At 71.4% G+C, this 23,214-nt stretch carries 18 protein-coding genes; 8 read left to right on the forward strand and 10 right to left on the reverse strand.

Annotated features, from left to right (window positions below; all coding sequences use genetic code 11):
• Window positions 1-4: 4 nt before the first annotated feature.
• The 5 genes from ABR737_RS38195 to ABR737_RS38215 form a co-directional block, all read right to left on the reverse strand.
• Window positions 5-2,149 (reverse strand): SpoIIE family protein phosphatase, encoded by a 2,145-nt coding sequence (locus ABR737_RS38195; RefSeq protein WP_350255742.1) that lies wholly within the window; start codon window positions 2,147-2,149, stop codon window positions 5-7.
• Between the two features lie 464 nt (window positions 2,150-2,613).
• Window positions 2,614-3,834, reverse strand: coding sequence for a metallophosphoesterase (locus ABR737_RS38200; protein ID WP_350255743.1), 1,221 nt, complete (start codon window positions 3,832-3,834; stop codon window positions 2,614-2,616).
• A gap of 253 nt (window positions 3,835-4,087) precedes the next feature.
• Window positions 4,088-4,594 carry a DUF1990 domain-containing protein gene (locus tag ABR737_RS38205; RefSeq protein ID WP_350255744.1) on the reverse strand — a complete coding sequence of 169 codons (507 nt, stop codon included), beginning with the start codon at window positions 4,592-4,594 and terminating at the stop codon, window positions 4,088-4,090.
• A gap of 136 nt (window positions 4,595-4,730) precedes the next feature.
• Complete coding sequence (locus ABR737_RS38210; RefSeq protein ID WP_350255745.1) at window positions 4,731-5,504, reverse strand: crotonase/enoyl-CoA hydratase family protein; 774 nt, start codon at window positions 5,502-5,504, stop codon at window positions 4,731-4,733.
• Window positions 5,504-7,174, reverse strand: a complete 1,671-nt coding sequence (locus ABR737_RS38215; protein WP_350255746.1) for an acyl-CoA dehydrogenase family protein — start codon at window positions 7,172-7,174, stop codon at window positions 5,504-5,506. The genes ABR737_RS38210 and ABR737_RS38215 overlap by 1 nt, the downstream gene beginning before the upstream one ends.
• A 150-nt stretch (window positions 7,175-7,324) precedes the next feature.
• Between ABR737_RS38215 and ABR737_RS38220 the strand changes: the two genes are divergently transcribed.
• Window positions 7,325-8,152: a PaaX family transcriptional regulator C-terminal domain-containing protein gene (locus ABR737_RS38220; protein WP_350255747.1), complete on the forward strand. Its 828-nt coding sequence runs from the start codon at window positions 7,325-7,327 to the stop codon at window positions 8,150-8,152.
• Between the two features lie 327 nt (window positions 8,153-8,479).
• On the forward strand, window positions 8,480-9,631 hold the full coding sequence (locus ABR737_RS38225; RefSeq protein WP_350255748.1) for an ABC transporter substrate-binding protein: 1,152 nt from the start codon (window positions 8,480-8,482) through the stop codon (window positions 9,629-9,631).
• A 136-nt stretch (window positions 9,632-9,767) separates the two neighbouring features.
• Here the strand turns inward: ABR737_RS38225 and ABR737_RS38230 are convergent, their stop codons facing one another.
• Window positions 9,768-10,991: a lactonase family protein gene (locus tag ABR737_RS38230; RefSeq protein ID WP_350255749.1), complete on the reverse strand. Its 1,224-nt coding sequence runs from the start codon at window positions 10,989-10,991 to the stop codon at window positions 9,768-9,770.
• 299 nt (window positions 10,992-11,290) lie between these two features.
• Here ABR737_RS38230 and ABR737_RS38235 point away from each other — a divergent pair, with 299 nt between their 5' ends.
• Window positions 11,291-12,379, forward strand: coding sequence for a tetratricopeptide repeat protein (locus ABR737_RS38235; RefSeq protein WP_350257086.1), 1,089 nt, complete (start codon window positions 11,291-11,293; stop codon window positions 12,377-12,379).
• Here the strand turns inward: ABR737_RS38235 and ABR737_RS38240 are convergent.
• Window positions 12,273-13,697, reverse strand: a complete 1,425-nt coding sequence (locus tag ABR737_RS38240; RefSeq protein WP_350255750.1) for a lipase maturation factor family protein — start codon at window positions 13,695-13,697, stop codon at window positions 12,273-12,275. The two genes, ABR737_RS38235 and ABR737_RS38240, sit on opposite strands and share 107 nt — an antisense overlap.
• A gap of 390 nt (window positions 13,698-14,087) precedes the next feature.
• Between ABR737_RS38240 and ABR737_RS38245 the strand changes: the two genes are divergently transcribed.
• Window positions 14,088-14,258: a hypothetical protein gene (locus tag ABR737_RS38245; RefSeq protein ID WP_158686011.1), complete on the forward strand. Its 171-nt coding sequence runs from the start codon at window positions 14,088-14,090 to the stop codon at window positions 14,256-14,258.
• A 265-nt stretch (window positions 14,259-14,523) separates the two neighbouring features.
• Here the strand turns inward: ABR737_RS38245 and ABR737_RS38250 are convergent, their stop codons facing one another.
• The gene (locus tag ABR737_RS38250; protein WP_350255751.1) at window positions 14,524-16,353 is read right to left on the reverse strand and encodes an alpha-L-fucosidase; all 1,830 of its coding nucleotides are present in this window, start codon (window positions 16,351-16,353) and stop codon (window positions 14,524-14,526) included.
• A 311-nt stretch (window positions 16,354-16,664) separates the two neighbouring features.
• On the opposite strand from ABR737_RS38250, the gene ABR737_RS38255 reads away from it, so the two are divergent.
• Entirely contained in the window at window positions 16,665-18,227 is a 1,563-nt protein-coding gene (locus tag ABR737_RS38255; protein ID WP_350255752.1) for an AMP-binding protein, read from the forward strand.
• A gap of 36 nt (window positions 18,228-18,263) precedes the next feature.
• Here ABR737_RS38255 and ABR737_RS38260 read toward each other — a convergent pair whose 3' ends face one another.
• Both ABR737_RS38260 and ABR737_RS38265 read right to left on the reverse strand, forming a co-directional pair.
• Entirely contained in the window at window positions 18,264-18,698 is a 435-nt protein-coding gene (locus ABR737_RS38260; RefSeq protein ID WP_350255753.1) for a VOC family protein, read from the reverse strand.
• Window positions 18,699-18,929: 231 nt separating this feature from the next.
• Window positions 18,930-19,133, reverse strand: a complete 204-nt coding sequence (locus ABR737_RS38265; protein WP_350255754.1) for an SCO3870 family protein — start codon at window positions 19,131-19,133, stop codon at window positions 18,930-18,932.
• A gap of 237 nt (window positions 19,134-19,370) precedes the next feature.
• Here ABR737_RS38265 and ABR737_RS38270 point away from each other — a divergent pair, with 237 nt between their 5' ends.
• The 3 genes from ABR737_RS38270 (at window position 19,371) to ABR737_RS38280 (ending at window position 23,187) form a co-directional block, all read left to right on the forward strand.
• Window positions 19,371-19,712 carry a DUF1330 domain-containing protein gene (locus ABR737_RS38270; protein ID WP_350255755.1) on the forward strand — a complete coding sequence of 114 codons (342 nt, stop codon included), beginning with the start codon at window positions 19,371-19,373 and terminating at the stop codon, window positions 19,710-19,712.
• 260 nt (window positions 19,713-19,972) lie between these two features.
• Window positions 19,973-22,054 carry a restriction endonuclease gene (locus ABR737_RS38275; RefSeq protein WP_502964440.1) on the forward strand — a complete coding sequence of 694 codons (2,082 nt, stop codon included), beginning with the start codon at window positions 19,973-19,975 and terminating at the stop codon, window positions 22,052-22,054.
• Window positions 22,055-22,125: 71 nt separating this feature from the next.
• The gene (locus ABR737_RS38280) at window positions 22,126-23,187 is read left to right on the forward strand and encodes a protein kinase family protein (protein ID WP_350255757.1); all 1,062 of its coding nucleotides are present in this window, start codon (window positions 22,126-22,128) and stop codon (window positions 23,185-23,187) included.
• Window positions 23,188-23,214 lie beyond the last annotated feature (27 nt).

Raw genomic sequence — 23,214 nt, forward strand, 5'->3', positions numbered from 1 at the left:
ACGTTCACCACACCGCCTCCTGGCCGTCCGGTACCGCGAATTCACACCACAGCGCCTTGCCCGCGCCCCGCGGTTCGGCGCCCCAGTCGTCCGCCAGCGCCTCGACCAGCATCAACCCGCGCCCGGAGGTGGCGGTCTCGCCGGGACTGCGCCGCCGCGGCCACCGGCTGGAACGGTCCTCGACCTCCAGCCGGATCCGGCGCGGCGTGCCCGGCAGCAGTTCCATGGAGACCAGGGCGCCGCTCTCGGTGTGCGTCAGCGCGTTGGCGATCAGCTCGGAGGCGGCGACCTCGATGTTGTGCATGACGGTGCCCGCCCGCCACTGGTCCAGCGTACGGCGCAGCGCGGAGCGGACCTCCGCGGTGCCCGACGGGTCGGCCTGATGGACGTGCAGCCGCAGCCGCGGGGTGGCGACGACGCCGGAACCGGGCAGCCGGTGCAGCAGCAGGAGGGCCATATCGTCCTCCGAGCCGGGGTCGGCCCACAGATGGTCCGAGAGCCGGTCGGCAAGCGCCTCCAGATCCGTGGGCCCGGTGCGGACCGCCGCGGACAGCGCGTCGATACCGCGGGAGATGTCCTGGCCCGGTTGTTCGACCAGGCCGTCGGTGCACAGCAGCAGTGTCGAGCCGGGCTCCAGGAACAGCTGGGTCTCCGGGAAGTGGTCGTGCCCGAAGACCGTGGCCAGACCGAGCGGCAGCCCACCGCGGACCTCGGGCCAGTCGATGTGCCGGGAGCTGTTGCTGATCAGCGGGCCGAGGTGGCCGGCCCGGGCGAGGTGCAGCGCTCCCGATTCCATATCGGCCTGGATATACGTGCAGGTCGCGAACCGCTCGGTGTCCAGCTCCGCCAGGAACCGGGAGGCCCGAACCAGCACGGTCTCCGGTGAGTGTCCCTCACTGGCGTAGGCCCGCAGGGCGATGCGCAGCTGGCCCATCACGGCGGCTGCATGGGTGTCATGGCCCTGTACGTCGCCCACCACCAGCCCGGTCCGCCCCTGGGGCAGGGCGATCACGTCGTACCAGTCGCCGCCGATGTCCCGCCCGACGCTCGCCGGGTGGTAGCGGACGGTGACCGCGCCGCCCTCGATGGGCGGGAGCCGGCGCGGCAGCATCGTCGCCTGCAGCCCCGTCGCGAACTCCCGCTCCTGGTCGAAGAGGGTCGCCCGCTGCACCGACTGCGCGACGACACCGGCCAGCGCCAGCGCCAGGTTCCTGGCCTCCGGCGACCGCACCGCCGGCTCGGCGTTGAACAGTCCCAGCGCCCCGATGACGGTGTCCTGGGCGATCAGCGGCAGGAACGCCGCGCTGCCCGTCGGCAGCACCCTGGTGTACGGGCGCAGCCGCGGGTAGCGGGCGATCAGCTCGCCGCGGGTGCTGAGGAAGATGGGACGCCGCGAGCGCGCCGCGTCCGCCAGCGGGAGGGTGTCGTCGAGCCGCGAGGTCATCATGTTGTCGGGCACGTCGCCCTCCAGCCCGGCGGTGGCGATGACCTCGAACCGGTCGTTCGCGACCAGGCCGAGGACCAGCCCGTCCGCGCCGAACCGCCGGGCGCCGCCGGTTCCGGTGAGCACCCGGGTCACGTCCTTGACCGACAGCGCACGGGCCAGTGCGGCGGTGGTCTGCTGCACCATCACCGTCTGCCGCTGCCGCTCCTGCTGGAGCGAGCGCAGCAGTGCGGAGTCCGCCAGCTCGCTGGTCGCCTCCCGCACGATGCCGATGACCCGGTACGGCACCCCGTCGGCGGTGTGCAGAATCCGGCCCTGGGAGTGTGTCCAGCGCTGGGTGCCGTCGCGGCACCGGACCCGGAAGTAGGCGCCGTACGACGAGTGACCGTCCAGCAGTGCCTGGGAAAGTGCCTCGTCCAGGCGGCGGCCCTCCGCCGGCGGCACCCGCTTGACCAGGGACGCCGGCGCGCCGTCGTATTCGTCCGGGCGCAGATCGAAGACGTCCATGGCACCGGGGTCCAGATTCATGTAGCCGCGGTCCAGGTCCCAGTCGAAGGTGCCCATCCGGTTGAGCGAGAGCCGTTGGCGCAGTCCGATCGGCTCATGGTCCGACACCCCGGAGGCGTCCTCCTCGACGAGGCGCCAGTCCCGGTCGGTCCGGGGGTCGTAGCCCTCGTCGAACGGGTGCGGAGGGACGTCGGTCATGGCGTGCCACGCCTGGGGGCCGGGGGGCGCAGAACTTCCGCACGCACGCGTCGCAGAAGCTCCATACGCACGCGGCGCAGAACCTCCGCACGCACGCGCCCGCGGCATCGGCGTATCGCGGCAGTGGCCGGCGGCACCGGGCCGAGCCTGCCTCGTGCCCACGGTCGCGGGCCGTTGACCGGGGCCGATATCCACCGGAACGCGGCCATGCGCTCACCCTAGGCGCGCGCCGGAGGGCCCGCATGTCCGGTGCTCCGGATGCCGTCCGGGGGGAGGGGAGAGGGGTGAACGCGCGGGTGGGGACAGTGTGCCGGCACCCCCGTTCGGTGTCCGCCGCCGTCGGTCCCGGCCCCGCCGTCCGGTCCCGTTCACAGCCGCCGTCCGGCCCCGCGCGGCCGTCCTCCGGTCCCGCAGGGTGAGCCGTCCCGGGCGCGCATCACCCCGGCCCGGGACGGCCTCCGCCCTCAGGCGTGTGCCGGTACCGCCGCGACCGGCCGGGTCTGCCGGGCGCGGTGCCGCAGCGTGGCCTTCCGCGTGGCCACATCGACCGTGTACGCATCGATGGTCAGCCGCGCGCCGGACACCTTCAGCACCATGAATCCGTGGTCGGAGAAGTTCTGCCAGGCAGCCGGGTTGTGGAAGTGCGCCGTGCCGCCCTCCGTCTTGGCCGACGCACCGCACACCACCTGCCGGGTGCCGCCCGTACGGGCCGTCGGCTCCAGGATCTGCAGCGTGTGGTCGTGGCCGGACAGAATCAGATCGGCCCGTCCGCACACCACCTTCTCGTACATGTCCTTGAGATGGACACCGCTGGTGTAGTTCCCGATCTCGAAACCGTCGTACGAACCGGCGCTGCCGTGCTTGCCGTTGTTGAGGTACGGGTGGTGCCCGATCACCACCTTCCAGCGGGCCCGCGAGGCGCGCAGCGCACCGTCCAGCCAGCTTCGCTGCTCGCGCATGTACGGCCCGTCCCAGCGGTAGTGCGGGTCGAGCTGGGCGACGTACGACGACCAGGGGATGGTGTCGATGGCAAAGAACTCCACCAGCGGATCGGCGGCCGGCAGCGGCACGCTGTAGTAGCGGCTCGGCATGTACCAGCGCCGTGAGGTGGCGGCATAGGCGACCTCGCGGTCACCGCGCGACGGGTCGCCGCCGCTGCCGGGGATCAGCCCCGAGCAGTCGTGGTTGCCCAGCACCATCAGCCAGGGCACATCGATGCCGCCGTTCGGCTTCTCGAACTTGTCCTGGAACTCGGAATCGTCAGCGGACTCCGGGCCGTTCTCGTAAATATTGTCGCCGAGTCCCACCGCGAGGCCGATGCCCTCGGTCTTGCAGATATCCCGCGCGGCGGCCGCCACCGCATACTGCGCCTCGTCCCCTGTTCCCGCATCACCGGTCACCAGAATCGCGAAATCGCCGTCACCATTGGGGTGTTCGGGGAACGGAAAGGCCCCGGGGGCCTGGTGGCGGGGCGCGGCGGACGCGGGCGACTGGGCCGGCGACGGCAGCACCGTGAGCGCCGCACCGGCCATCGCACCGCCCAGCAGGGTCCGCCGGTTCACCCACTGCGGAACGCGTCCCGTCGTACGCATCGGCGGTTCCCCGGCCGTCGTCGCCGAGCCGGTCCGCAGCCACTCCCGCTCGGTCATGTCCGCCTGCGGCGGGATCATTTCGTCTTCACACATGCCTGGTTTTCTTTCACAGTCGGCAGAGGTGATGGTGACGAAATGATGAAGCAGAGGTGGACGTATGGCGATCACGGATCACGCCCCTACGCGCCGGTAACAAAGCGTATTCCAGGGGTCATCAGGCGGTGAGCGGAACGCCGAACCAGAAGGCGGGGGCGTGCACTCAGCCGCTGTGACGGGGGACGCCCGGGCCCCGCCCGGCAGGGCAGGCTCAGCGCAACATCACGAGTTCGGCATCACGAGTTCAACATCACGGGTTCACCAGGCGACGGAGCGTCCGGCCCAGGTGGCGGACGTACCGGTGCTGGAACACGGGCACCAGCGGGCCGGCGAGCCGGGTGACTGCCTTGGCGGGCCGGCTGAAGGCGGTCACGGTGAACCACACCGCACCGTCGGGGCGCAGCTCGGCGACGAACGCCTCCTCGCCGCACATGGGGTGCCCCTTCCTCGCCCCGTATCCGAAGCCGATCCGGTCCTCCTCGGCGACCGTCCACACCACGGCGCACGGCGCCCGCAGCCGGAACGGGCCGACGCCCAGCGACACCTCGACGTCCACCCCAGGCGCGGCCCGCGGGGCATCGGACCGGATCCGGGCGCCGGCCGCGCGATGCATCCGGAAGGTGGTGATCGCCTCGCCCGCCGCGGCCAGCACTGCCGGACCGTGGCCGATCGGCAGCTCCTCGTGGAGGTGGTGGTAGCCGGGCGGCAGAGGAGTACGCCGAGTGCCGCCCTCCTCGGGATAGTTCAATCCGGTCATGGCATGCGCTCCTCGGGGCGGGCGGCTGTGGGCGGGGGAGGCGAAGGCAATGGTTAGGAGGAGACCGTAAGCCAGACGGCTACGCGGAGACCGTAAGCGACCAGCAGCCCCGCTCACGGTCGCCGTTCCCGTCCGTTCAGCCCCCCAGCCCCCCGTCCGGCGCCCCGTGCCGCCCCGCTCCCGCGGTGAACCGGGCCGCGCCCGTCATCGACTCGGCCAGTACCGCCTGGCCGTGGCGGAGTTCCGCGGCCATGGCCGACTGTTCGTCCCGGCCCTCCTGGTCCAGGAGGGAGGCGCGGTCGCTGCGCAGACAGGCCTGCGGGAAGCGGGCGATCTCCGCCGCCAGCAGTTCCGCCTCCGCGCGGGCCGTCCCGGTGGGCACCACGCGGTGGACGAGGCCGATGTCCAGCGCCTCGGCGGCCGGGACCGGGCGCCCCGTCAGCACCAGGTCCATGGCCCGGCTCGCGCCGATCAGCCGGGGCAGCCGCACCGTGCCGCCGTCGATCAGGGGTACTCCCCAGCGCCGGCAGAACACCCCGAAGACGGCGTCCTCCTCGGCCACCCGGAGATCGCACCACAGTGCCAGCTCCAGGCCGCCGGCCACCGCATGACCGGCGACCGCCGCGATCACCGGCTTGCCGAGCCGCATCCGGGTCGGCCCCATCGGCCCGTCCCCGTCCGGGGCCACACGGTTGCCGCGCTCGGTGCCGACCGCCTTGAGGTCGGCGCCGGAGCAGAACGTCCCGCCCTCGCCCCACAGCACCGCTACCCGTGCGCCGTCGTCTTCGTCGAACTCCCGGAAGGCATCGGCGAGTCGGTCGGCCGTCGCGCCGTCCACGGCGTTGCGCGACGCGGGCCGGGAGAGCACCACCGTCGTCACCGGTCCGGCGCGCTCCACCCGTACGGACATCAGGCCCCGCTCCCGGCCGCGGCCGCATCCGGCGTTGCCGACCGGGTGCGCTCCAGGATCGCGGTCAGGTCGGCGCCGGCCGGCAGGGTGCCGAAGGCATTGCCCCACTCCCCGTCGAGCCGCGAGGCGCAGAACGCATCGGCCACCGCCGGGTGGCTGTACCGCACCAGCAGCGACCCCTGCAGCACCAGTGCCATCCGCTCCGCCAGCGACCGCGCCATCAGCTGCGCCCGCTCCGGATCGGTGAGCCCGCCGAGCATCTTGCGGACCCCGGCCACCGCCGCGTCCAGCCTGCGGTCCGCGCCGGCCGCGGTCTCCACCTCCGCGAAGAACGCGTCCAGCGCCGCCGGTTCCTTGCCCAGCGCCCGCAGTACATCGAGCGCGGCGACGTTCCCCGAGCCCTCCCAGATGGACAGCAGCGGCGCCTCCCGGTAGAGCCGCGGCATGCCGGAGTCCTCGACGTAGCCGTTGCCGCCCAGGCACTCCAGCGCCTCTGCGGCATGGGTGCTGCCCCGCTTGCAGACCCAGTACTTCCCGGCCGCCAGCGCCAGGCGGCGCAGCGCCGTCTCGCCGGCGTCCCCGGCCAGCGACCGGTCCACCGCCGTCGCCAGCCGCATCCCCAGCACGGTCGCCGCCTCCGACTCGACCGCCAGGTCGGCGAGCACCGAGCGCATCAGCGGCTGCCGGTCCAGTTCCCGTCCGAAGGCCTGCCGGTGCGCGGTGTGGTGCAGCGCCTGCCGCAGCCCCGCCCGCATCCCGGCGGCCGACCCCAGCACACAGTCCAGCCGGGTCATGTTCACCATCTCGACGATGGTCCGCACCCCGCGGCCCGGTTCACCGACCGGCCAGGCCACCGCCTCGTCGTACTCGATCTCGGAGGACGCATTGGAACGGTTGCCCAGTTTGTCCTTGAGGCGCATCAACCGCATGCCGTTGAGCGTGCCGTCCGGCAGCACCCTCGGGACCAGGAAGCAGCCGAGACCCTCCGCGGTCTGCGCCAGCGCCAGGAAGACATCGCTCATCGGCGCCGAGGTGAACCATTTGTGACCGGTGAGGCGGTAGGTGCCGTCGCCGGCCGGGACGGCGCGGGTGGTGTTGGCCCGTACGTCGGAGCCGCCCTGCTTCTCCGTCATCGACATGCCGGCGATCAGGCCCGACTTGGTCAGCGGCGCCCGCAGCCCGAAGTCGTAGCTGCGGGCGGCGAGCAGCGGCTCGTACTGCGCGGCGAGCTCCGGGGCGGCGCGCAGGGCGGGGACGGCGGCGTACGTCATCGAGACCGGGCAGCCGTGCCCCGCCTCGGCCTGCGACCAGACGTAGAACTTCGCGGCGCGCACCAGATGCGCCCCGGGGCGGTCGTCGGCCCAGGGTGCGGCATGCAGACCGTGCTCCACCGCGACGGTCATCAGCTGATGCCAGGCGGGGTGGAAGGCGACCTCGTCGATGCGGTGCCCGAAGCGGTCGTGGGTGTGCAGCCGGGGCGGCTGCTCCTCCGCCCAGCGTGCCTGGTCCTGGACAGCGGCGGAACCGGCCAGCGCGCCGAGCTCGGCCACTTCCCGGGTGCCCCACTCGGCGCCGTCCCGGACCAGCGCCTCCCTCAGGGCCGGTTCGTCCGCCGTGCTGAAACCGGTCAGCGGCGGGGCCTGATTCACGACTTCATGAGTGACGGTCATACCTTGACGTTACAGAATCAGAACAGCCGAGGGAAGATTGTAAGACGCACGGTGTCATGTGCGGGTTGGTGTGCGCTCATCGACGAGGGCCATGCGCTGACCTGCGAAAGGCTGTTCTGGCGCCCTGCGTCGCTAGAATTTCCTGCACATATGAACGACGACGACACCGGCACCCCCGACGACACCGGCACCCCCGACGGCACCGGCACCCCCGACGGCACCGGTACCTCCGACGCCACCGAGGCCGCCGCCCTGGCACTGCGGCCGCTCACCGCACGTTCGATCGTGCTGAGCACGCTCCTCGGTCACCACCCGCCACGGCTGCCCGCGCGCGCCCTGGTGCGGGTGGGCGAGTTGTTCGGTATCGCCGAGGGCACCGTCCGGGTCGCGCTCTCCCGCATGGTGGCCGCCGGCGACCTGCGGCAGGACGACGGCTCCTATGCCCTCACCACCCGCCTCCTGGCGCGCCAGGCCCGGCAGGACGAGAGCCGTTCGCCGAGGACCCGGCCCTGGAGCGGGGAGTGGGAGATCGCCGTGGTCGCCACGGCGGAGGGCCGGCCGCCGGCCGAACGCACCGCGCTGCGCCAGGCCATGGCGGCGCTGCGGCTGGCCGAACTCCGCGAGGGCAGCTGGCTGCGCCCCGCCAACCTCGACCGGCCCCGCCCCGCCGTCGTCACCGAGCAGTGCACCTGGCTCACCGGCGCCCCGGACGGCGACCCGGCCGCGCTCGCCGAGCGGCTGTGGGACCTGACCGGATGGGCACGCCGCGCCCGCGCCCTGGCCTTGGCACTGGACCGCGCCGACGCCCCCGCCGACCGTTTCACCGTCGCCGCGGCCGCACTCCGCCATCTCCTCTCCGACCCCCTGCTCCCCGCCGAGCTCCTGCCCAAGGCCTGGCCCGGTGACCGGCTCCGCCGCCGGTACGCGGCGTTCGAGACCGATCTGCGCGATCTGCTGCGGCAGTACCTGGCCGGCTAGGGAGAGTCCTGTGCATCAGTCCGCCCCGGCTCCCCGGCGATCGCCTCATGACGTGCCGCCCTGCTGCCCGGGCCGCGCGGAGTTGTGTGCGGAGTGTGCAGCGCGGCCGGCCCGGGCGAGGTGCCGTCGTGACCCCCGCGAGCTGCGATTGCGAGCGAATCGGAGTCAGTACTTTTACCAATGTTTACCTGCCGGACACCATAGTTGGGCCTACTGAGGCCCACTTGTCAGACAACCCATCGGACAGGTGCTCACCCCCCACGTGCATCCCCTGTGTGGCCCCGCATGAATCCCCCTCAACCCTCTGCGCGTACCCCTGGAGAGATCGTGACCGTGTTCCCGCCGAGGACTGCCGTCCTCACCGGCGTCCTCGCCATACCCGCCGCACTCGCCCTCAGCGCATGTGGCGCGGCCTCTGACGCGAACAACGCCGACGGAAAGAACGCGGCCACCGCGACCACGGCCGAAGCCCTCGGCGGCATCGACGCCCTGGCCGAGGCGGCCAAGAAAGAAGGCACCCTGCATGCGATCGCGCTGCCCCGCGACTGGGCCAACTACGGCGCCCTGATCGACGGCTTCACCAAGAAGTACGGCATCAAGGTCGAGGTCGAGAACCCGAAGGGGGCCAGCCAGGACGAGATCAAGGCGGTCACCTCGCGCAAGGACAAGGACAGCGCGCCCGACGTCCTCGACCTCGGCAGCTCCTTCGCGCAGAGCGCCGCCCAGGACGGGCTGCTCGCGCCGTACATGGTCGCCGGATTCGCCGACATCCCCGACGTCCAGCGGGACTCGATCGGCCGCTGGGCGAACGACTACGGCGGCTATGTCTCCTTCGGCTGCGACGCCAAGCAGGTGCAGACCTGCCCGACCAAGTTCAAGGATCTGCTCCAGCCGCAGTACAAGGGGAAGGTCGCGCTCAATGGCGACCCGACCACTGCAGGTTCGGCCTTCGGCGCCGTGTACGCGGCCGCCCTCGCCCGCGGCGGCTCCTTCGATGACATCCAGCCCGGCATCGACTTCTTCACCAAACTGAAGAAGGACGGCATTCTCGCACCCGTGAAGTCCACCGCGGCCACCATCGCGAAGGGCCGCACGCCGATCAGCATCGACTGGGACTACCTCAACGCCGGCTACACCGACGCGTTCAAGTCCAAGGGCCTCGACTGGAGGGTCACGGTCCCCACGGACGGCAAGTTCTCCCAGTACTACTCGCAGGCCATCAACAAGGACGCGCCGCACCCCGCGGCCGCGCGCCTGTGGCTGGAGTACCTCTACAGTCCCGAGGGCCAGAACCTCAGACTCAAGGGGTTTGCCCGCCCGGCGCTGATGGACGCCATGAAGAAGGCCGGCAAGCTCGACAAGTCCGCGGCGGCGAAGCTGCCGAAGGTCTCCGGTACGCCGGACTTCCCGACCGAGACCCAGCAGAGCAATGCCAAGCTCGCCATCACCCAGAGCTGGGGCGGCGGCGCTTCCCAGTAGCCGCGACGCGCGCCCGGACCGGCGTGGTGCCGGCCGCTTCCGGTCGGCGGCGGCACCGCGCGGCCGGTCGGCCGGCCCGTTTCCCCCGGCCGCGCAGTTCCGGCAACGGGGTGCCGCGTGGCGCCGTGATCCGCCCTCACAGCGGCAGGACGCAGACAGGGACGGGAGCCGCGAACGGCGCGTCCGTGCGGTGGAGCGACCCGGTCCGGGCATCCACCGAGAACACCGTCACCGACCCGGACTTCTGGTTCGCCGCGAACAGCCACCGCTGATCCGGCGAAAAGGCGATCTGCCGCGGGAAGTCCCCGCCCACCGGCACGGTGTCCAGCAGCCGCAGCCGTGCCCCGGCCGCTTCCACGGCATAGCGGGTGAGGCTGTTGTGACCGCGATTGGCGAGAAAGGCGAAGCCGCCGCCGCGGGTGACCAGGAGCTGCGCCGGATAGCTGGTGCCCGGGCCGGTCCCCGTGGACTGCGGCGCACCGGGCGTCAGCCGCCCGGTTCTCCCGTCGTAGCGGCAGACCACGACCGTGTTGTCGACCTCGTTCGCCAGATAGGCGAAGGCGCCCGACGGGTGGAACGTCAGATGCCGGGGGCCGGCGCCGGGCCGCAGCGACGTATACGACACCTGGGTGAGCTCTCCGGCCGACTCGTCCAGCCGGTAGGTGTAGACGGTGTCATTGCCGAGATCGACGGCCAGTACGTGCCGGCCGTCCGGGGCGGTGATGATCTGGTGGGCATGCGGCCCGTCCTGGCCGGGACCGGGCGGCGGTCCGGTGTGGGTGACCAGATCCGTGCGCGCGCCCAGGGAGCCGGTGGCGCGGTCGACCGGATGCACGGCGACGCTGCCGGAGAGGTAGTTGGCGCTGAGCAGCCAGCGGCCGCCGGGGTGCACCGACAGATGACAGGGACCGGCGCCGCCGGTGGACCGGGTGCCCAGCACCGTGGGCGGTCCGTCCGGCCTCAGCGTCATCGCGGTCACCTCGCCCCGCTCCTGCTCGTTGACGGCGTAGAGGGTGCGGCCGGACGGGGCCAGTGCGAGGTAGGAGGGGTCGGCGACCCCCTCGACGGCACCGGTGCCGGTGATCCGGCCGGTCACGGTGTCGTACGTACCGAGTCCGACCCCGGCCCCGCCGCCCGCGGCGGAGGTGTACGTCCCCAGGAAGAGCGGCCGGACCCGGCGCCGGCGGTGCCCGGCGGCGTGGTGGGTGGCGTGCCCGGGCGCCGGATCCTCCGCCGTCAGCAGGCCCGCCCCACCTGCCCCGCCCGCCGCGGCCAGCCCCGCCGCGATGCCGAGGAACCGTCTGCGGTCGGTGCGGTTGCTCCCTGTCCCGGTCTGCGTTCCCGTGCGCGCTGCGCTCATGCCACACCTCGGTGCTCGGCGGTCGGTGGTCCGTGATCGGGTGGTCGTGGCAGCAGGGTGGCCCGCCCTCGCCGCTGCGGCAAGTGACGCCGCCCGAGTGGCGTGGCGTACCACGCCATGGCGGTACCCCACCGGCCGGGGTGACCCTGACCTCCCCCTACATCCTCATGATGACCATGACCCCTGCCGTAGCACTCCAGTCGTACGGCATAACCCATACGCGGACTGATTCGCCGCGCCTTCATGGCTCGTAGGTTGTTGATCAAGGCACAAAGATGATCGAGAGGCCACGGGTATCTATGTACGGCAAGGCATTCGCCCCGGAATACCAGGGCGAGTTGGGAACGGCACTGGGCGTGAACTCCTCTTACGAGGAGGTGCTGACGAAGGCGAGCCGCGCGCATGCCGAAGCCGGCACGGCGCTGGAGCGGTCCCGGGCCGCGCTCGCGGTCGCCGAGGCGAACCGGCGGCTCGGCCGGGTGGCGCAGGCGGGTGAGGCCTGGCGGGAGAGCTACCGCAGTGCCCGTGGAGCCGGTGACCCTGGTGCCATGGCCTGGGCGCTGTGGAGCGGTGGCACCCTGGCCCGCCAGTGCGGCTCCCTGCCGCTCGCCCGCCGGCTGCTCACCCATGCCGTGGCGCTGGCCGACGGCAGCGGCGACCGCCTCGCCCACGGCTACTCGCTCGCCGGCCTCGCCGAGACCGGCCGCATACAAGGCGACTACGAAGCGGTCGCCGAGCTCCACGAGCAGTTGCTCGCCCAGGGCCGGGCGCACGGCGAGGCCCGGCACATGGTCTGGGCGATGTCCGGCATAGCCCAGATGCACCGCAACACCGGCGGCTACGACAAGGCCCTGGAGCTGTTCGAGGAGTCCGCCCGTATCGCCGCCGAGGCCGATGACTTCCGCGGGCGCGCCTGGTCGCTGCGGGGCGTCGCCGATGTCCTGTCCGTCCAGGGCGAGACGGAGCGGGCGCTGACGCTGCTGTCCGAGGCGGAGACCATCTGCCGCACCATGGACCTGGCCAGCGCGCTCGCCTACAACCACAAGATGCGCGCCAATGTGTTCTACCGGGCGGGCCGTTACGAGTCCGCGCGCGAGACGTACACCCGCTCGCTGCGGGAGTTCCGCGAGATGCAGGAGCCCCGCGGGGTGGCGCTCTCCCGGCTCGGTCTGGCCAAGTCCCGCGCCCGCCTCGGCCGCGACCGGGACGAGACCCTGGTCGAACTCGCCGCCCTGGAAGGGGACTTCACCCGCATCGGACTGCGCCACGCCCGCGATATGGTCATCGCCTTCCGTGCAGAGCTGACCGCGCAACCGGCGCCAGAAACTCCCGCTCCTCGGTGCGATGCCACCACTCCCGGGTCTCCCGCAGTTCCCGCCAGGTCGTGAAGCGGTAACGGAAGACCCGGGCCCTGATCCGGGCCGGCGGCAGATCCGGGAACGGATTGCGGTGCAACAGCCGCAGCGTGTCCCGGTCGTTCTCCAGCAGCCGGGCGATGAACGGGACGAACCACGACCGGGCATAGGCCGGTGACAGCGCGGCGAACCACATCAGCCAGTCCAGCCGGAGGTGATAGGGCGCGAATTGGCGCGGCAGCCGTCCTACCGCGCCCGGCTTGCCCCGGAATTCATAGGGGAGCCAGGTCGTCTCCGGCCCGGTCACGGCGTCCGCGGTCCCTTCCACCACGATTTCCCGGCGCACTCGCGTAATGGTGCCGAAGGCTCCATAGGAATTGACCAGATGCAGTGACTCGTAGGACGTGTTCATCATCTGCTGCCGGGCCAGCAGATTGCGCGCCGGGCGATAGCTGAGGACGAGGACCCCGGCCGTGGCGATGAGGACCAGGACCTCGAACCACACCGGAGGCGCGGGCAGCGGCGTGGACGGCCTGCCCCACAGCGGGGCCGCGGCCGACAGGGCGAGCGCGATGGTCACCCAGTTCAGCCAGGCGAAGTTGCCGGAGAGCACCAGCCACAGCTGGGTGACGACCATCGCGACCGCGGCCCACCCGGCGACCGGCTGCGGGGTGAACAGCAGGACGGGCACCACGAGTTGGGCGACGTGGTTGGCTGCCACCTCGACCCGGTGCAAGGGTCTTGGCAGATGGTGGAAGAACCAGCTCAACGGGCCGGGCATCGGCTGCGTTTCGTGGTGGTAGTACAGGCAGGTCAGATCCCGCCAGCAGTGGTCGCCGCGCATCTTGATCAGCCCGGCCCCGAACTCCACCCGGAACAGCACCCAGCGCAGCAGCCAGATCACGGGCACCGGGGGAGCGATCGCGTCGTTCCCGAGGAACACCGCGAGCGAACCCGCCTCCAGCAGCAGCGACTCCCAGCCGAAGCTGTACCAGGTCTGTCCCACGTTCACGATCGACAGGTACATCGCCCACAGCACGGCCCACAGCACCATCGCCGCCCACAGCGGTACGGCATCCGCGGCCCCCGCCGCCACGGCCGCGGCCAGCAGCGCCCCGCTCCACGACCAGAGGGCGAAGAAGCGGTCCGAGAAGCGCCAGTGAAAGACCGAGGGCGCGGCACGGAACGGCACCTGCGCCACGAACACGGGCACCGGCAGCATGCCGCGGGCGCCGATGAGTGCCCGGAACTGCCGGGCCGCCGTGAGGAACGCGACCACGTAGAGAACGGCCAGCGTGCGCTGGAAAGCCAGCCGCCCGAGCCAGTAACCGGAATCCGAGAACCATGCCACCCGCCCATGGGTAGCACTGCCCCCGCGTGCCTCGCAGCAGGGCACGCGGCGACCGGAGCCGGATCCGTCGCTCACTCTTCAGCGTAGGGATCGGGGCGAATGCAGCAACCTGAGGGCCATTGGAGTGAGTGACGTGCATCACATATTCCGCCCGATTTCCCCTCGTTCAGGGGCCCCGTATCCGCATCTTCCGATGACGGGCCCTTGCCGCCGGGAAACGTCGAGCGCGCGGAGTGCGGCCTCGTTACTCTGAGGGGCGACGGACGACCTTTCTGGGAGACGCCAACACCATTGGCCCGTCGCGGGAACGCCACAAACCTTGGCTGACCTCCCGGTTTGTGAACAAGGCGCCACCGCGTCGGACCAATACCTCAGATGAAGGAGTGCGTGGTGGCATTGCACAAGGCTCAACACAAGCAGCCCCGTTTGAAGCAGGGCGAGCGGCCCGGACGGATCAAGGAAGTCCGCAATCTGGAAGTCTGGGACCGCTGCGCCCCCGTGCGTCTCGCCGGCTGCGATGACGATCCCGCCGAACCGAATATCTTCCGCGGCATCGACTGAATCACCGATCGCTCGGGCGTCGGCCCTGACCCGTGGGCCTCCTCCTCCGGGGTCAGGGCCGGCGCCCGAGCAGACCCAGCGGCCGGGTGAGCTCGTCGGCATCGGCCGGCGGCGCCACCGCGGGGGACGAACCGGGCACCCCAGGGGCTCGGACTGACCCGAACGGCCCAACCGGGGGGCGAAACCCTTCTCGCTTGCCCGACCCGGTCTGCCCGTCTGCCCGTCTGCCCGCCGCCCGGCCGTGGCCGGCCCGGTACGGCCGTGGTCAGTCGGCGTAGAGCTGCCGCTGCGGCACGATCTGCTGGGGCTGACTCGGGCTGGACCACAGCAGCTTCAGATAGGCCTCGCCGGTCTGCTCCGTGTAGTCGAGGCGGATGCTGTGCCGGTGACCGGCCCGCAGGGTGACGGTCCCCTTGTCGGCCTTCGGGCCGTGCGGGGTGGTGCTGTCGATCACCGGCTTGCCGTCGATCCACAAGCGCACGGTGTCGTCGGAGACGGTAGTGAAGGTGTACGTCTCGTCGAAGCGCGGCTGAATGCTGCCGGTCCAGCGGGTGCTGAAGTGATCGGAGGGGATCGCCGGGTCCGGTGATCCGTCGAAGCGGTAGGCCTTGTTCACCGTCGGGTCGACGGTGGTCGCCGCGGGCGGGCCGGTGAAGGAGTCGTTCGCCCAGCTCTGCGCCGTCAGCCCTGTTCCGGTGCCGGCGGGTGCGGCGGCCGGCGGTGTGATCGTGAGCCGGATGACGGTCGCGAGCGGACCGGTGGCGGTGCCGGACGGGGTGAGGTCGAAGCCGTCCCCGGCCCGGGCGACCTTGACCTGCTGAGAACTTCCCAGCACCCGGGCCGCGGTGATCTCGAACCGCCCCTTGGCGGTGAGGTGAAGGGGCGCGCCGGCGGCCGGCCAGGAGGTGACCGAGGCGTACAGCGTGTCGCCCCGCCGGGAGACCGTGCCCCAGGCCGGGTCCGCCACCAGCCCGGTGTACCCGGCCCCGTGGACCGCGTCGCCCTGACCGTGCGCGGCCAGCCACCGGCCGGTCTCGCGCAGCCGGTCGACGGACGGCTGCGGGATGCGCCCGGATTTGTCGGGGCCTACGTTGAGCAGATAGTTGCCGCCGCGGCTCGCCACCTCCAGCAGGTTGCGCACCACCGTCGCCGCCGGCTTCCAGTGGGTGTCGTACTTGGCGAAGCCCCAGTGGTCGTTGAGCGTCATACAGCTCTCCCACAGCTGCCCGTCGACCGGCTCTGCGGGAATCTCCTGCTCCGGCGTGCCGAAGTCCCCGTCGACCACCTCGCGCTTGCCGACGCGGTTGTTGACGATCAGGTGCGGGTCCAGCCCGTGCAGATACGCCTGGAGGTCGGCGCCGTCCTGGCGCGACCAGCGGTTGGTGGGGCGGTCCGCGTCCCATTCGCCGTCGAACCACAACAGCGCCGGGTCGTAGCTGTCGATCAGCTCCTTGAGCTGGGCGTACATCCGCTTCTTGTAGCGCGGGAAGGTCGCCGGGCCGGCGAAGTCCGGGTCGTGCCAGTCCCAGATCGAGTAGTAGAAGCCGAGCTTGATCCCGGCGGCGTCGGCGGCCTTCTTCAGCTCGGCGAGGATGTCGCGGCGGGGATCGAAGGAGGAGTGGTCGCGCAGATTCCAGGTGTTCTGCCGCGTCGGCCACATCGCATAGCCGTCGTGGTGCTTGGCCGTGATGACGATATAGCGCTGGCCGGCGTCCTTGGCCGCCCGGACGATCGCCCTGGCGTCGAAGGCGGACGGGTTGAAGGCGGCGGCCTGCTTCTCGTACTCGTCGTCAGGGATCCCGCACTCGCGCTTGATCCACTCCGCGTTGCGGCACACCGTGCCGTCGGGCCGGGTGTACTCGCCCTCCAGATGGGAGTAGGCGCCGAAGTGGATGAACATCCCGAAGCGGTCCTGACGCCACCACGCGGTGCGCGACGAGGTGAAGGGGTCGTCCGTCGCGTGGTTGGTTCCGGGGCCGGCGGTGGGCCGCGGCGGGGGCTTCGCGGCGGCCACGGGGCCGCCTGCGGCCAGCAGCAGGGTGCCCAGCACCCCCATGAGCCCCAGCAGCCGGAACGGTCTGGTGCGGCTGTGCATCGCATGCTCCTCGGGTCAGTTGGTCACGTACGTGCCTCCTGTGCCACCCCGCATGGTGCAGCGCCCGAACCCGGACCGGAAGACCCCGGACGCGACAAACATCGGAGCATCTTCCGGAAACCGGACGGAAGTTGGGGAAAGAGGGGACCAGAAGGGCGCAAGACCTCGGATCTAAGCGGGGTTTAGGGGGAGAGCGACCGAAAGAGACGCCGCCGAGGGCCCGGGGGAGGGCCGGCCCGCGGCGGGCGCTCTGGATAACCACCGGACTTGTCGGTTCAATGGGCCTTCCGGTCGCACTCACTGGAGGCACCATGGAAGCCGTCGTCCCGCCCGCCGCCGGCGCCCCGGCCATTCGCTGCGCGGGGCATGAACGCGACTATCCGTCCTTCCTCGACCGTGCAGCGCGGATCGCCACCGGGCTGCGGGCGGCGGGCGTCGATCCCGGCGACCGGATCGCCGTCGTGATGCGCAACGAGCCCGCCCATCTGGAGATCACCGCCGGGGCCGCCCTGCTGGGCGCCTCGGCGGTACCCGTCAACTGGCATTTCCGCCAGGACGACCTGCGGCATGTGCTCACCGACAGCGGCAGCAAGGTCGTCTTTGCGCACAGCGACATGCTGGACGCGGTGACCGCTGTGCTCCCCGACGGCGTACGGATCGTCGAGGCCGCCGTTCCCGCGGGGGTCGCGGCCGCCTGCGGGATCGCCGTACCGCCCGTCACGGGAGAGCATCCGCTGCTCGACCGGTGGCTGGAAGGCTTTGCCCCGCTGGACCAGGCCGCGGGGGAACGCCCGCCCACCGTGATCTACAGCTCGGGAACCACCGGGCTCCCCAAGGGAGTTCTGCGCGAACCGGTCGCCCCCGACCAGCTCGACGAAGCGGTACGGCTGTTCCTGGAGTACTTCGCCGTCGCCCCCGGCGGACGCACGCTCATCCCCGCCCCGCTCTACCACGCCTCGCCCAGCCAGCACGCCGTCCTCGCGCTCGCGGCCGGCCTGGACGTCACCCTGATGCCGCGCTTCGACGCCCAGGAATTCCTCCGGCTGATCGACCACCACCGCATCGAGCAGGTGCAGGTCGTGCCCACGATGTTCGTACGGCTGCTGCGGCTGCCGAAGGACGTACGCGAGCGCTACGACCTGTCCTCGCTGACCTCCGTCGTACACGCCGCGGCGCCCTGTCCGCCGCATATCAAGTACGCCATGATCGACTGGCTGGGACCGGTACTGCGGGAGTACTACGGCGGCAGCGAGACCGGCGCCGTGACCTGGTGCGACAGTGCGGAGTGGCTGGCCCACCCCGGCACCGTCGGACGCGCCACCGAGACCTGCGGGGTGGCGGTCGTCGGCCCCGACAACAAGCCGCTGCCGGCCGGAGCCACCGGTGACATCTACCTGAAACCCGGCGACGGCTGGCCCCGCTTCACCTACCTCGGCGACCCCGGCCGGCGCGCCGCCATGGAAGCACCGGACCTGCCCGGATACGTCACCATCGGCGACATCGGCCATCTCGACGCGGACGGCTATCTCTTCCTCAGCGACCGCCGGAACGACATGGTCATCTCGGGCGGCGTCAACATCTACCCCGCGGAGATCGAAGGCTGCCTGCTCGCCCTCGACGGGGTCCGTGACGTGGCGGTCTTCGGCATCCCCGACGAGGAGTTCGGCGAGGTCCTGGCCGCCCATCTGCAGACCGAACCCGGTGTGCTGCTCAGCGCCGAGGAGGTACGCTCCCACGTCGCCGGGCGGCTTGCCGGGTACAAGGTCCCCCGGGCCGTGGTCTTCGAGGAGCTGCTGCCGCGTGACGAGTCGGGAAAGCTCTTCAAGAGGCAGCTGCGGGACCCGTACTGGGCGGAGCACGACGGCGCGATCTGAGCGTCGGGCCCGCCCGCCCGTGCGTCATCCCTTGCGTCAGGTCGATACGCAGAGTTCGTTGTTCTCCGGGTCGGCGAGTGTGGTCCAGGCAAAGGGACCCTGCTTGCCGTGGTGCACGAGCGTGGCCCCCTTGGCGATCAGCCGCTCGACCACGGCCTGGGGATCGTCGCCACCCGTGCGCACGTCCAGGTGGACGCGGTTCTTGACCACCTTGGGCTCGGGCACGAGCTGAAAGAGGATGCGCGGCGCCCGGTCCAGGCCCTCCGGATGGCGGATCGCGGCGCCGACCCTCCAGACGAGAGTGCCCCGGTGCGTGGTGGTGTCGTCCTCGCTCGCCCGGCCCTCGGCGACCATCCGGCGGATGAACGTCTCGTCGCTCGGCTCCACTTCCCAGCCGAGAGCGTCGGCCCACCAGTCGGCGAGGGAGTGCGGGTCGGCCGAGTCAACGGTGACCTGGAAGGTGTATGCCATGGCTGGACTCTACTGAGGGTGTTCACGGCACGGCGGCATTCCCTGTCGGCAATGCGCTCACCTCCGTACGGCCTCCGGCAGTACCGGAGCCGGGGGAAGAGGTGGGACGGCTTCCCCATCGGCGTCATGAGCTTCAAGAGCGTTGGATGAGGCAATCGGCGCGCCCGAGGAAAGCGCCGCGCGCAACGGGCGCCGGGCTGATGCCTCGGCGCCCGTCGGCGGGTGGGGAACTCAGCTCGATTTCCCCTGGCGCCAGCGGGTCCAGGTCACGACCGTCAGGCAGGCGGTCGTCCACATCACGACGCTGGCGGTGGCCACGGACTCGACGTACTGCTCGTAACCGTCCGTACGCAACTGGACTGCGAGAAAGCCCAGCACCGTCCCGAGCGCCGCAAGTGCGGCGGCCAGGGAGGCGAAGGGGGGCGGCTGTTTCATTCCATCTCCTTTTTCAACTGTGATCCGGCACGGTGTCCGTCGAGTCTAAGGCGATCTCGTCACGCGGTGACCGCACTTGGCCAACGGCGAGGCTGTGCAAAGGACCTGGTGCATTCCCTGCCAACTGGCGCCGCCCGCCCGGTGCCTGGCGTCTTACCCGGGAGGTAATCGACCCGTACGGCGAGGACTGGAAACGTGGACGCCGATGGACCGGCAACCCGCAGGAAAGGCAGTCCCATGACGGCATACGCCATCGCTCACCTCCGCCCCGCCGCCCCGCATCCGGAGATCTTCGACTACATCGAGAAGATCCAGGCGACGCTGGACCCCTTCGGCGGTCACTTTCTCGTTCACGGCTCCGAAGTGGAGGTCACGGAAGGTGACTGGCCCGGAGCCGTGGTCGTCATCGCCTTTCCCGACCTGGCCCGGGCCCGCGGCTGGTACGACTCGCCTGCCTATACGGAGATCCTGCCGCTGCGTACCCGGCACATCGACGGTGATGTGGTGCTGGTGCCGGGGGTGCCCGACGGCTACGACCCGGCCGCGACGGCGGCGAAGCTGCGGGCGGCGGCGGGGTGACGGCGGGCGGCCGGGCCCGTACGGTGGCCGGCTCACGTCCGGACGGGCCGCAACGGCGGCCGGGCGATGCTGCCGGGCGCCCCCCCCGGAGCGGTTCAGGAAACGGCGTCGGCGGGCACCGCACGAAGGGCGCGGGATATTCCTCCCCGACCGTGACCAGCCTCTCCTGCCCCCGCTAAAGTCTCACCCAACAACGCAGGTGAAACCGCTTCCACAGGGTTCCGGGGGCAGCCCGCCCCGGGGGGAGGACACACAGCGATATGAGCCGCCGTTCCCATGGATTAATGGCCGTCTGGGCCGAGGCGCAGCGTCAGCAGCAGCGCCAGCAGGAAGCCCAGCGCCGCGCGCGAGCACAGCAGCAGCGCGACCAGGAACGGCAGGCACGGGACGCCGAACGCGCCATGGCCCGGATGCACCGTGAGCGGCAGACGGCCTACCGGCAGCAACGCGAGGCAGACGCCCGCCGGCGGACCGAGGAACTGGACGCCCGCGTCACCGCCCTGACCGGCTTGCTCGCCGACGGCTGCCGCGCCCCCGCCTTCTCCGCCGCCGCGCTGCTGCGCCCCGAGCGGATCGAGGAGTTCGCACCCGGCGCCCTCGCCACGCCGGTACCGATGCCCGACCCGGCCCGCTATCACGCACCGACGGGCGGCTGGCACCTCGGCGCCCGTCGCGACCGGGCCCAGGAAGAGGCCCGCGCCCGCTACGAGCAGGACTGGTACACGGCGCAGGCCGCGGAGAGCCGCCGGCAGGCCCAACTCGCCGCCTACCGGCAGCAGTACGACCAGTGGGCCGCGGGCGCCGTGGCCGAGATCCGGCAGCACAACTCCGGCATCGAGGAGCTGCTGTCGGGCCTGCGCGGCGGCGACGCGGACGCGGCCGTCGAGTACTTCTCCGCCGCGCTGTACTCCTCCACGGCCTGGCCGGAGGGCTTTCCCCGGCAGGTCGCGGCGGCCTACGACCCGACGGCCCGCCAGCTCGTTCTGGACTGGGAACTCCCGGGCTACGACATCGTCCCGGAGGCCAAGTCCGTCCGCTATATGCCCACCGCCGACCAGGAGAAGGAGACCGCCCGGCCGGCCGCGCAGCGACGGGCGCTCTACCGCGAAGTGCTGGCCCAGAGTGTCCTGCTGGTGCTGCGCGACCTCTTCGCCGCCGACGGTTACGGCACGCTCGACTCGGTCGCGCTGAACGGCTTCGTGGACGACGTGGACCCGGTGACCGGCCGCCCGGCCCAGGTGTATCTCGCGACCGTCATGGCTCCCCGCAGTTCCTTCGACACCTTCCGCCTGGAGCAGGTCAGCGCGGTGGAGTGTCTGACCGACGGGCTGCGCGGGCAGCTCGCCGCCCGCCCCGACCAGCGGACCGCGGTGCGCCCCGTGCGCCTGCCCGGAGACGTGGGCGGCGGGGTCGTCTCGCACGGCACGGACGGCGAACCGGATCTGTACGAGATGGACCCGATCGCCTTCGAGAACCTGATCGCCGAGCTGTTCCGCGCCATGGGCATGCAGGCCGTGACCACCCAGCGGTCCGGCGACGGCGGGGTCGATGTGGATGCGCTGGACCCCGACCCGATCCGCGGCGGCAAGATCGTCGTGCAGGTCAAGCGCTACCGCAACACCGTCCCGCCGACCGCCGTCCGCGACCTGTACGGCACGGTCCAGTCCGAAGGTGCCAACAAGGGGGTGCTGGTGACCACCTCCCGGTTCGGCCCCGGCGCCCACACCTTCGCCAACGGCAAACCGCTCAGCCTCATAGCCGGCCCCGAACTCGTCGATCTGCTCGGCCGTTACGGGCTGCGCGGACGGCTCGGCGGGGACGCCCCGTCCGGCTCGGCCGCCGCCGCCGACGAGCCGGCGGACCACAACATCCTCGGGATGAACTGGTCCGGCGAGGTCGCCCTCGATGTCTGTGCCCTGGTGTGCAAGGGGGGCGACGTGCTCAGCGACGATCACTTCGTCTTCTACAACAACCCGCGCAGCCCGGACGGTTCGGTCCGGATGCTGCCCGGCTTCGCCCCCGACCGGGCCGCGATGCAGGTGCGGTTCGACGCGCTGCCGCCGGCCGCCGACCGGCTGGTCCTGGTCGCCGCGATCGACCCCCAGGTCAACCCCGACGCCGATCTCTCCGGTTTCACCGACGCCGGGATCCGGCTGCTGGACGCGTCGGGGGAGGAGCTGGGCCGCCTGGAGGTCTCGGACGGGCGGCGCGGGGAGACCGCTCTGGTCCTCGGCTCGTTCCGCCAGCGGGCGGGCGGCGACTGGGATTTCGTGATCGGCGGCAAGGGCTTTCCCGGGGGGCTGGAGGCGCTGGTGCAGGAGTATGGCATCGAGGTCGCCTGAGAGCCGGGCGGGGCAGGGCCGGGCCGGGGCGGCGCGTGTCCTATGGGAGCCGAACCCGGCTGGAGGTACGAATGGATGGTCACGACAGGTCCCGCCGCGCACGGCTGGCCGCCCACAGCGCCGTTTCCACCTCCCTGGCCCTGTGCAGTGATCGCGGACTGCGTGAGCTCGTGGACGCGGCCGCGCCGCTCGGCTCCGGCATCGGTGGACAGTCGGCAATGCTGGACGTTTCCGGAACCCCGGTCTTCGTGAAGCAGGTGCCCCTCACCGATCGGGAGCGACAGCCGGAAAACGTCCGGTCCACGGCCAATGTGTTCGGATTGCCGCCCTTCCTCCAGTATGGCATCGGCAGCCCGGGCTTCGGTGCCTGGCGGGAGCTGGCCGCGCACACCATGACGACGAACTGGGCGCTGGCGGGGGAGTACGAGGGCTTTCCCCTCATGTATCACTGGCGGGTGTTGCCGGACACGGTGACGCCGCTTGCCGGGGAACTGGCGGACGTGGAACGGGCCGTCGCCTACTGGGGCGGCGGGCCGGAGGTGCGCAGCCGTATCGAGGCGCGTCACGGTGCCTCGGCGACGGTTGCGCTGTTCCTGGAGTACATCCCGCAGAACCTGCACGACTGGATGGGCGGTCAGCTCGAAGCCGGTGACGAGGCGGCCGGCCGGGCGTGCGCCATGGTGGAGCGGGAGCTGGCAGCCGGCACCTCGTTCATGAACGCGCGCGGACTCCTGCACTTCGACGCCCACTTCGAGAACATCCTGACCGACGGCCGGCGTCTCTTCTTCACGGACTACGGCCTGGCGGTCTCCTCCCGGTTTGAGCTGTCACGGGACGAAACCGCCTTCTTCGACCGGCATCGGACCTACGACCGCTGCTACACCGTCACGCGCCTGGTGCACTGGCTGGTCACCGCTCTGTACGGGTACGGCAGGGACGACCGCGACGCGTGGGTGCGCGCCTGCGCCGCCGGCGCGCCTCCCTCGGGAATCCCGGCCCCGGCCGCGGAACTCATCGCCCGTCATGCGCCGCTCGCCGCGGTGATGGCGGAGTTCTTCCGCAAGGTGCAGAAGGAGAGCAGACAGGCGCCGTACCCGCTGGAGGAGATCCGCCGGGTGACCGGCGGGAGGTAGCTCGTCCGTCGGCTGATGGTCCGTGGG

The sequence above is a fragment of the Streptomyces sp. Edi2 genome, from assembly GCF_040253635.1.
Taxonomy (GTDB): Bacteria; Actinomycetota; Actinomycetes; order Streptomycetales; family Streptomycetaceae; genus Streptomyces.

Excerpts from the sequence above, each read along its gene's own strand:
- ABR737_RS38195 (WP_350255742.1), bottom strand. The coding sequence starts at position 2,149 with ATGACCGACGTCCCTCCGCACCCGTTCGACGAGGGCTACGACCCCCGG.
- ABR737_RS38200 (WP_350255743.1), bottom strand. The coding sequence starts at position 3,834 with ATGTGTGAAGACGAAATGATCCCGCCGCAGGCGGACATGACCGAGCGG.
- ABR737_RS38205 (WP_350255744.1), bottom strand. The coding sequence starts at position 4,594 with ATGACCGGATTGAACTATCCCGAGGAGGGCGGCACTCGGCGTACTCCT.
- ABR737_RS38210 (WP_350255745.1), bottom strand. The coding sequence starts at position 5,504 with ATGTCCGTACGGGTGGAGCGCGCCGGACCGGTGACGACGGTGGTGCTC.
- ABR737_RS38215 (WP_350255746.1), bottom strand. The coding sequence starts at position 7,174 with ATGACCGTCACTCATGAAGTCGTGAATCAGGCCCCGCCGCTGACCGGT.
- ABR737_RS38220 (WP_350255747.1), top strand. The coding sequence starts at position 7,325 with ATGAACGACGACGACACCGGCACCCCCGACGACACCGGCACCCCCGAC.
- ABR737_RS38230 (WP_350255749.1), bottom strand. The coding sequence starts at position 10,991 with ATGAGCGCAGCGCGCACGGGAACGCAGACCGGGACAGGGAGCAACCGC.
- ABR737_RS38235 (WP_350257086.1), top strand. The coding sequence starts at position 11,291 with ATGTACGGCAAGGCATTCGCCCCGGAATACCAGGGCGAGTTGGGAACG.
- ABR737_RS38250 (WP_350255751.1), bottom strand. The coding sequence starts at position 16,353 with ATGCACAGCCGCACCAGACCGTTCCGGCTGCTGGGGCTCATGGGGGTG.
- ABR737_RS38255 (WP_350255752.1), top strand. The coding sequence starts at position 16,665 with ATGGAAGCCGTCGTCCCGCCCGCCGCCGGCGCCCCGGCCATTCGCTGC.
- ABR737_RS38260 (WP_350255753.1), bottom strand. The coding sequence starts at position 18,698 with ATGGCATACACCTTCCAGGTCACCGTTGACTCGGCCGACCCGCACTCC.
- ABR737_RS38265 (WP_350255754.1), bottom strand. The coding sequence starts at position 19,133 with ATGAAACAGCCGCCCCCCTTCGCCTCCCTGGCCGCCGCACTTGCGGCG.
- ABR737_RS38270 (WP_350255755.1), top strand. The coding sequence starts at position 19,371 with ATGACGGCATACGCCATCGCTCACCTCCGCCCCGCCGCCCCGCATCCG.
- ABR737_RS38275 (WP_502964440.1), top strand. The coding sequence starts at position 19,973 with ATGAGCCGCCGTTCCCATGGATTAATGGCCGTCTGGGCCGAGGCGCAG.
- ABR737_RS38280 (WP_350255757.1), top strand. The coding sequence starts at position 22,126 with ATGGATGGTCACGACAGGTCCCGCCGCGCACGGCTGGCCGCCCACAGC.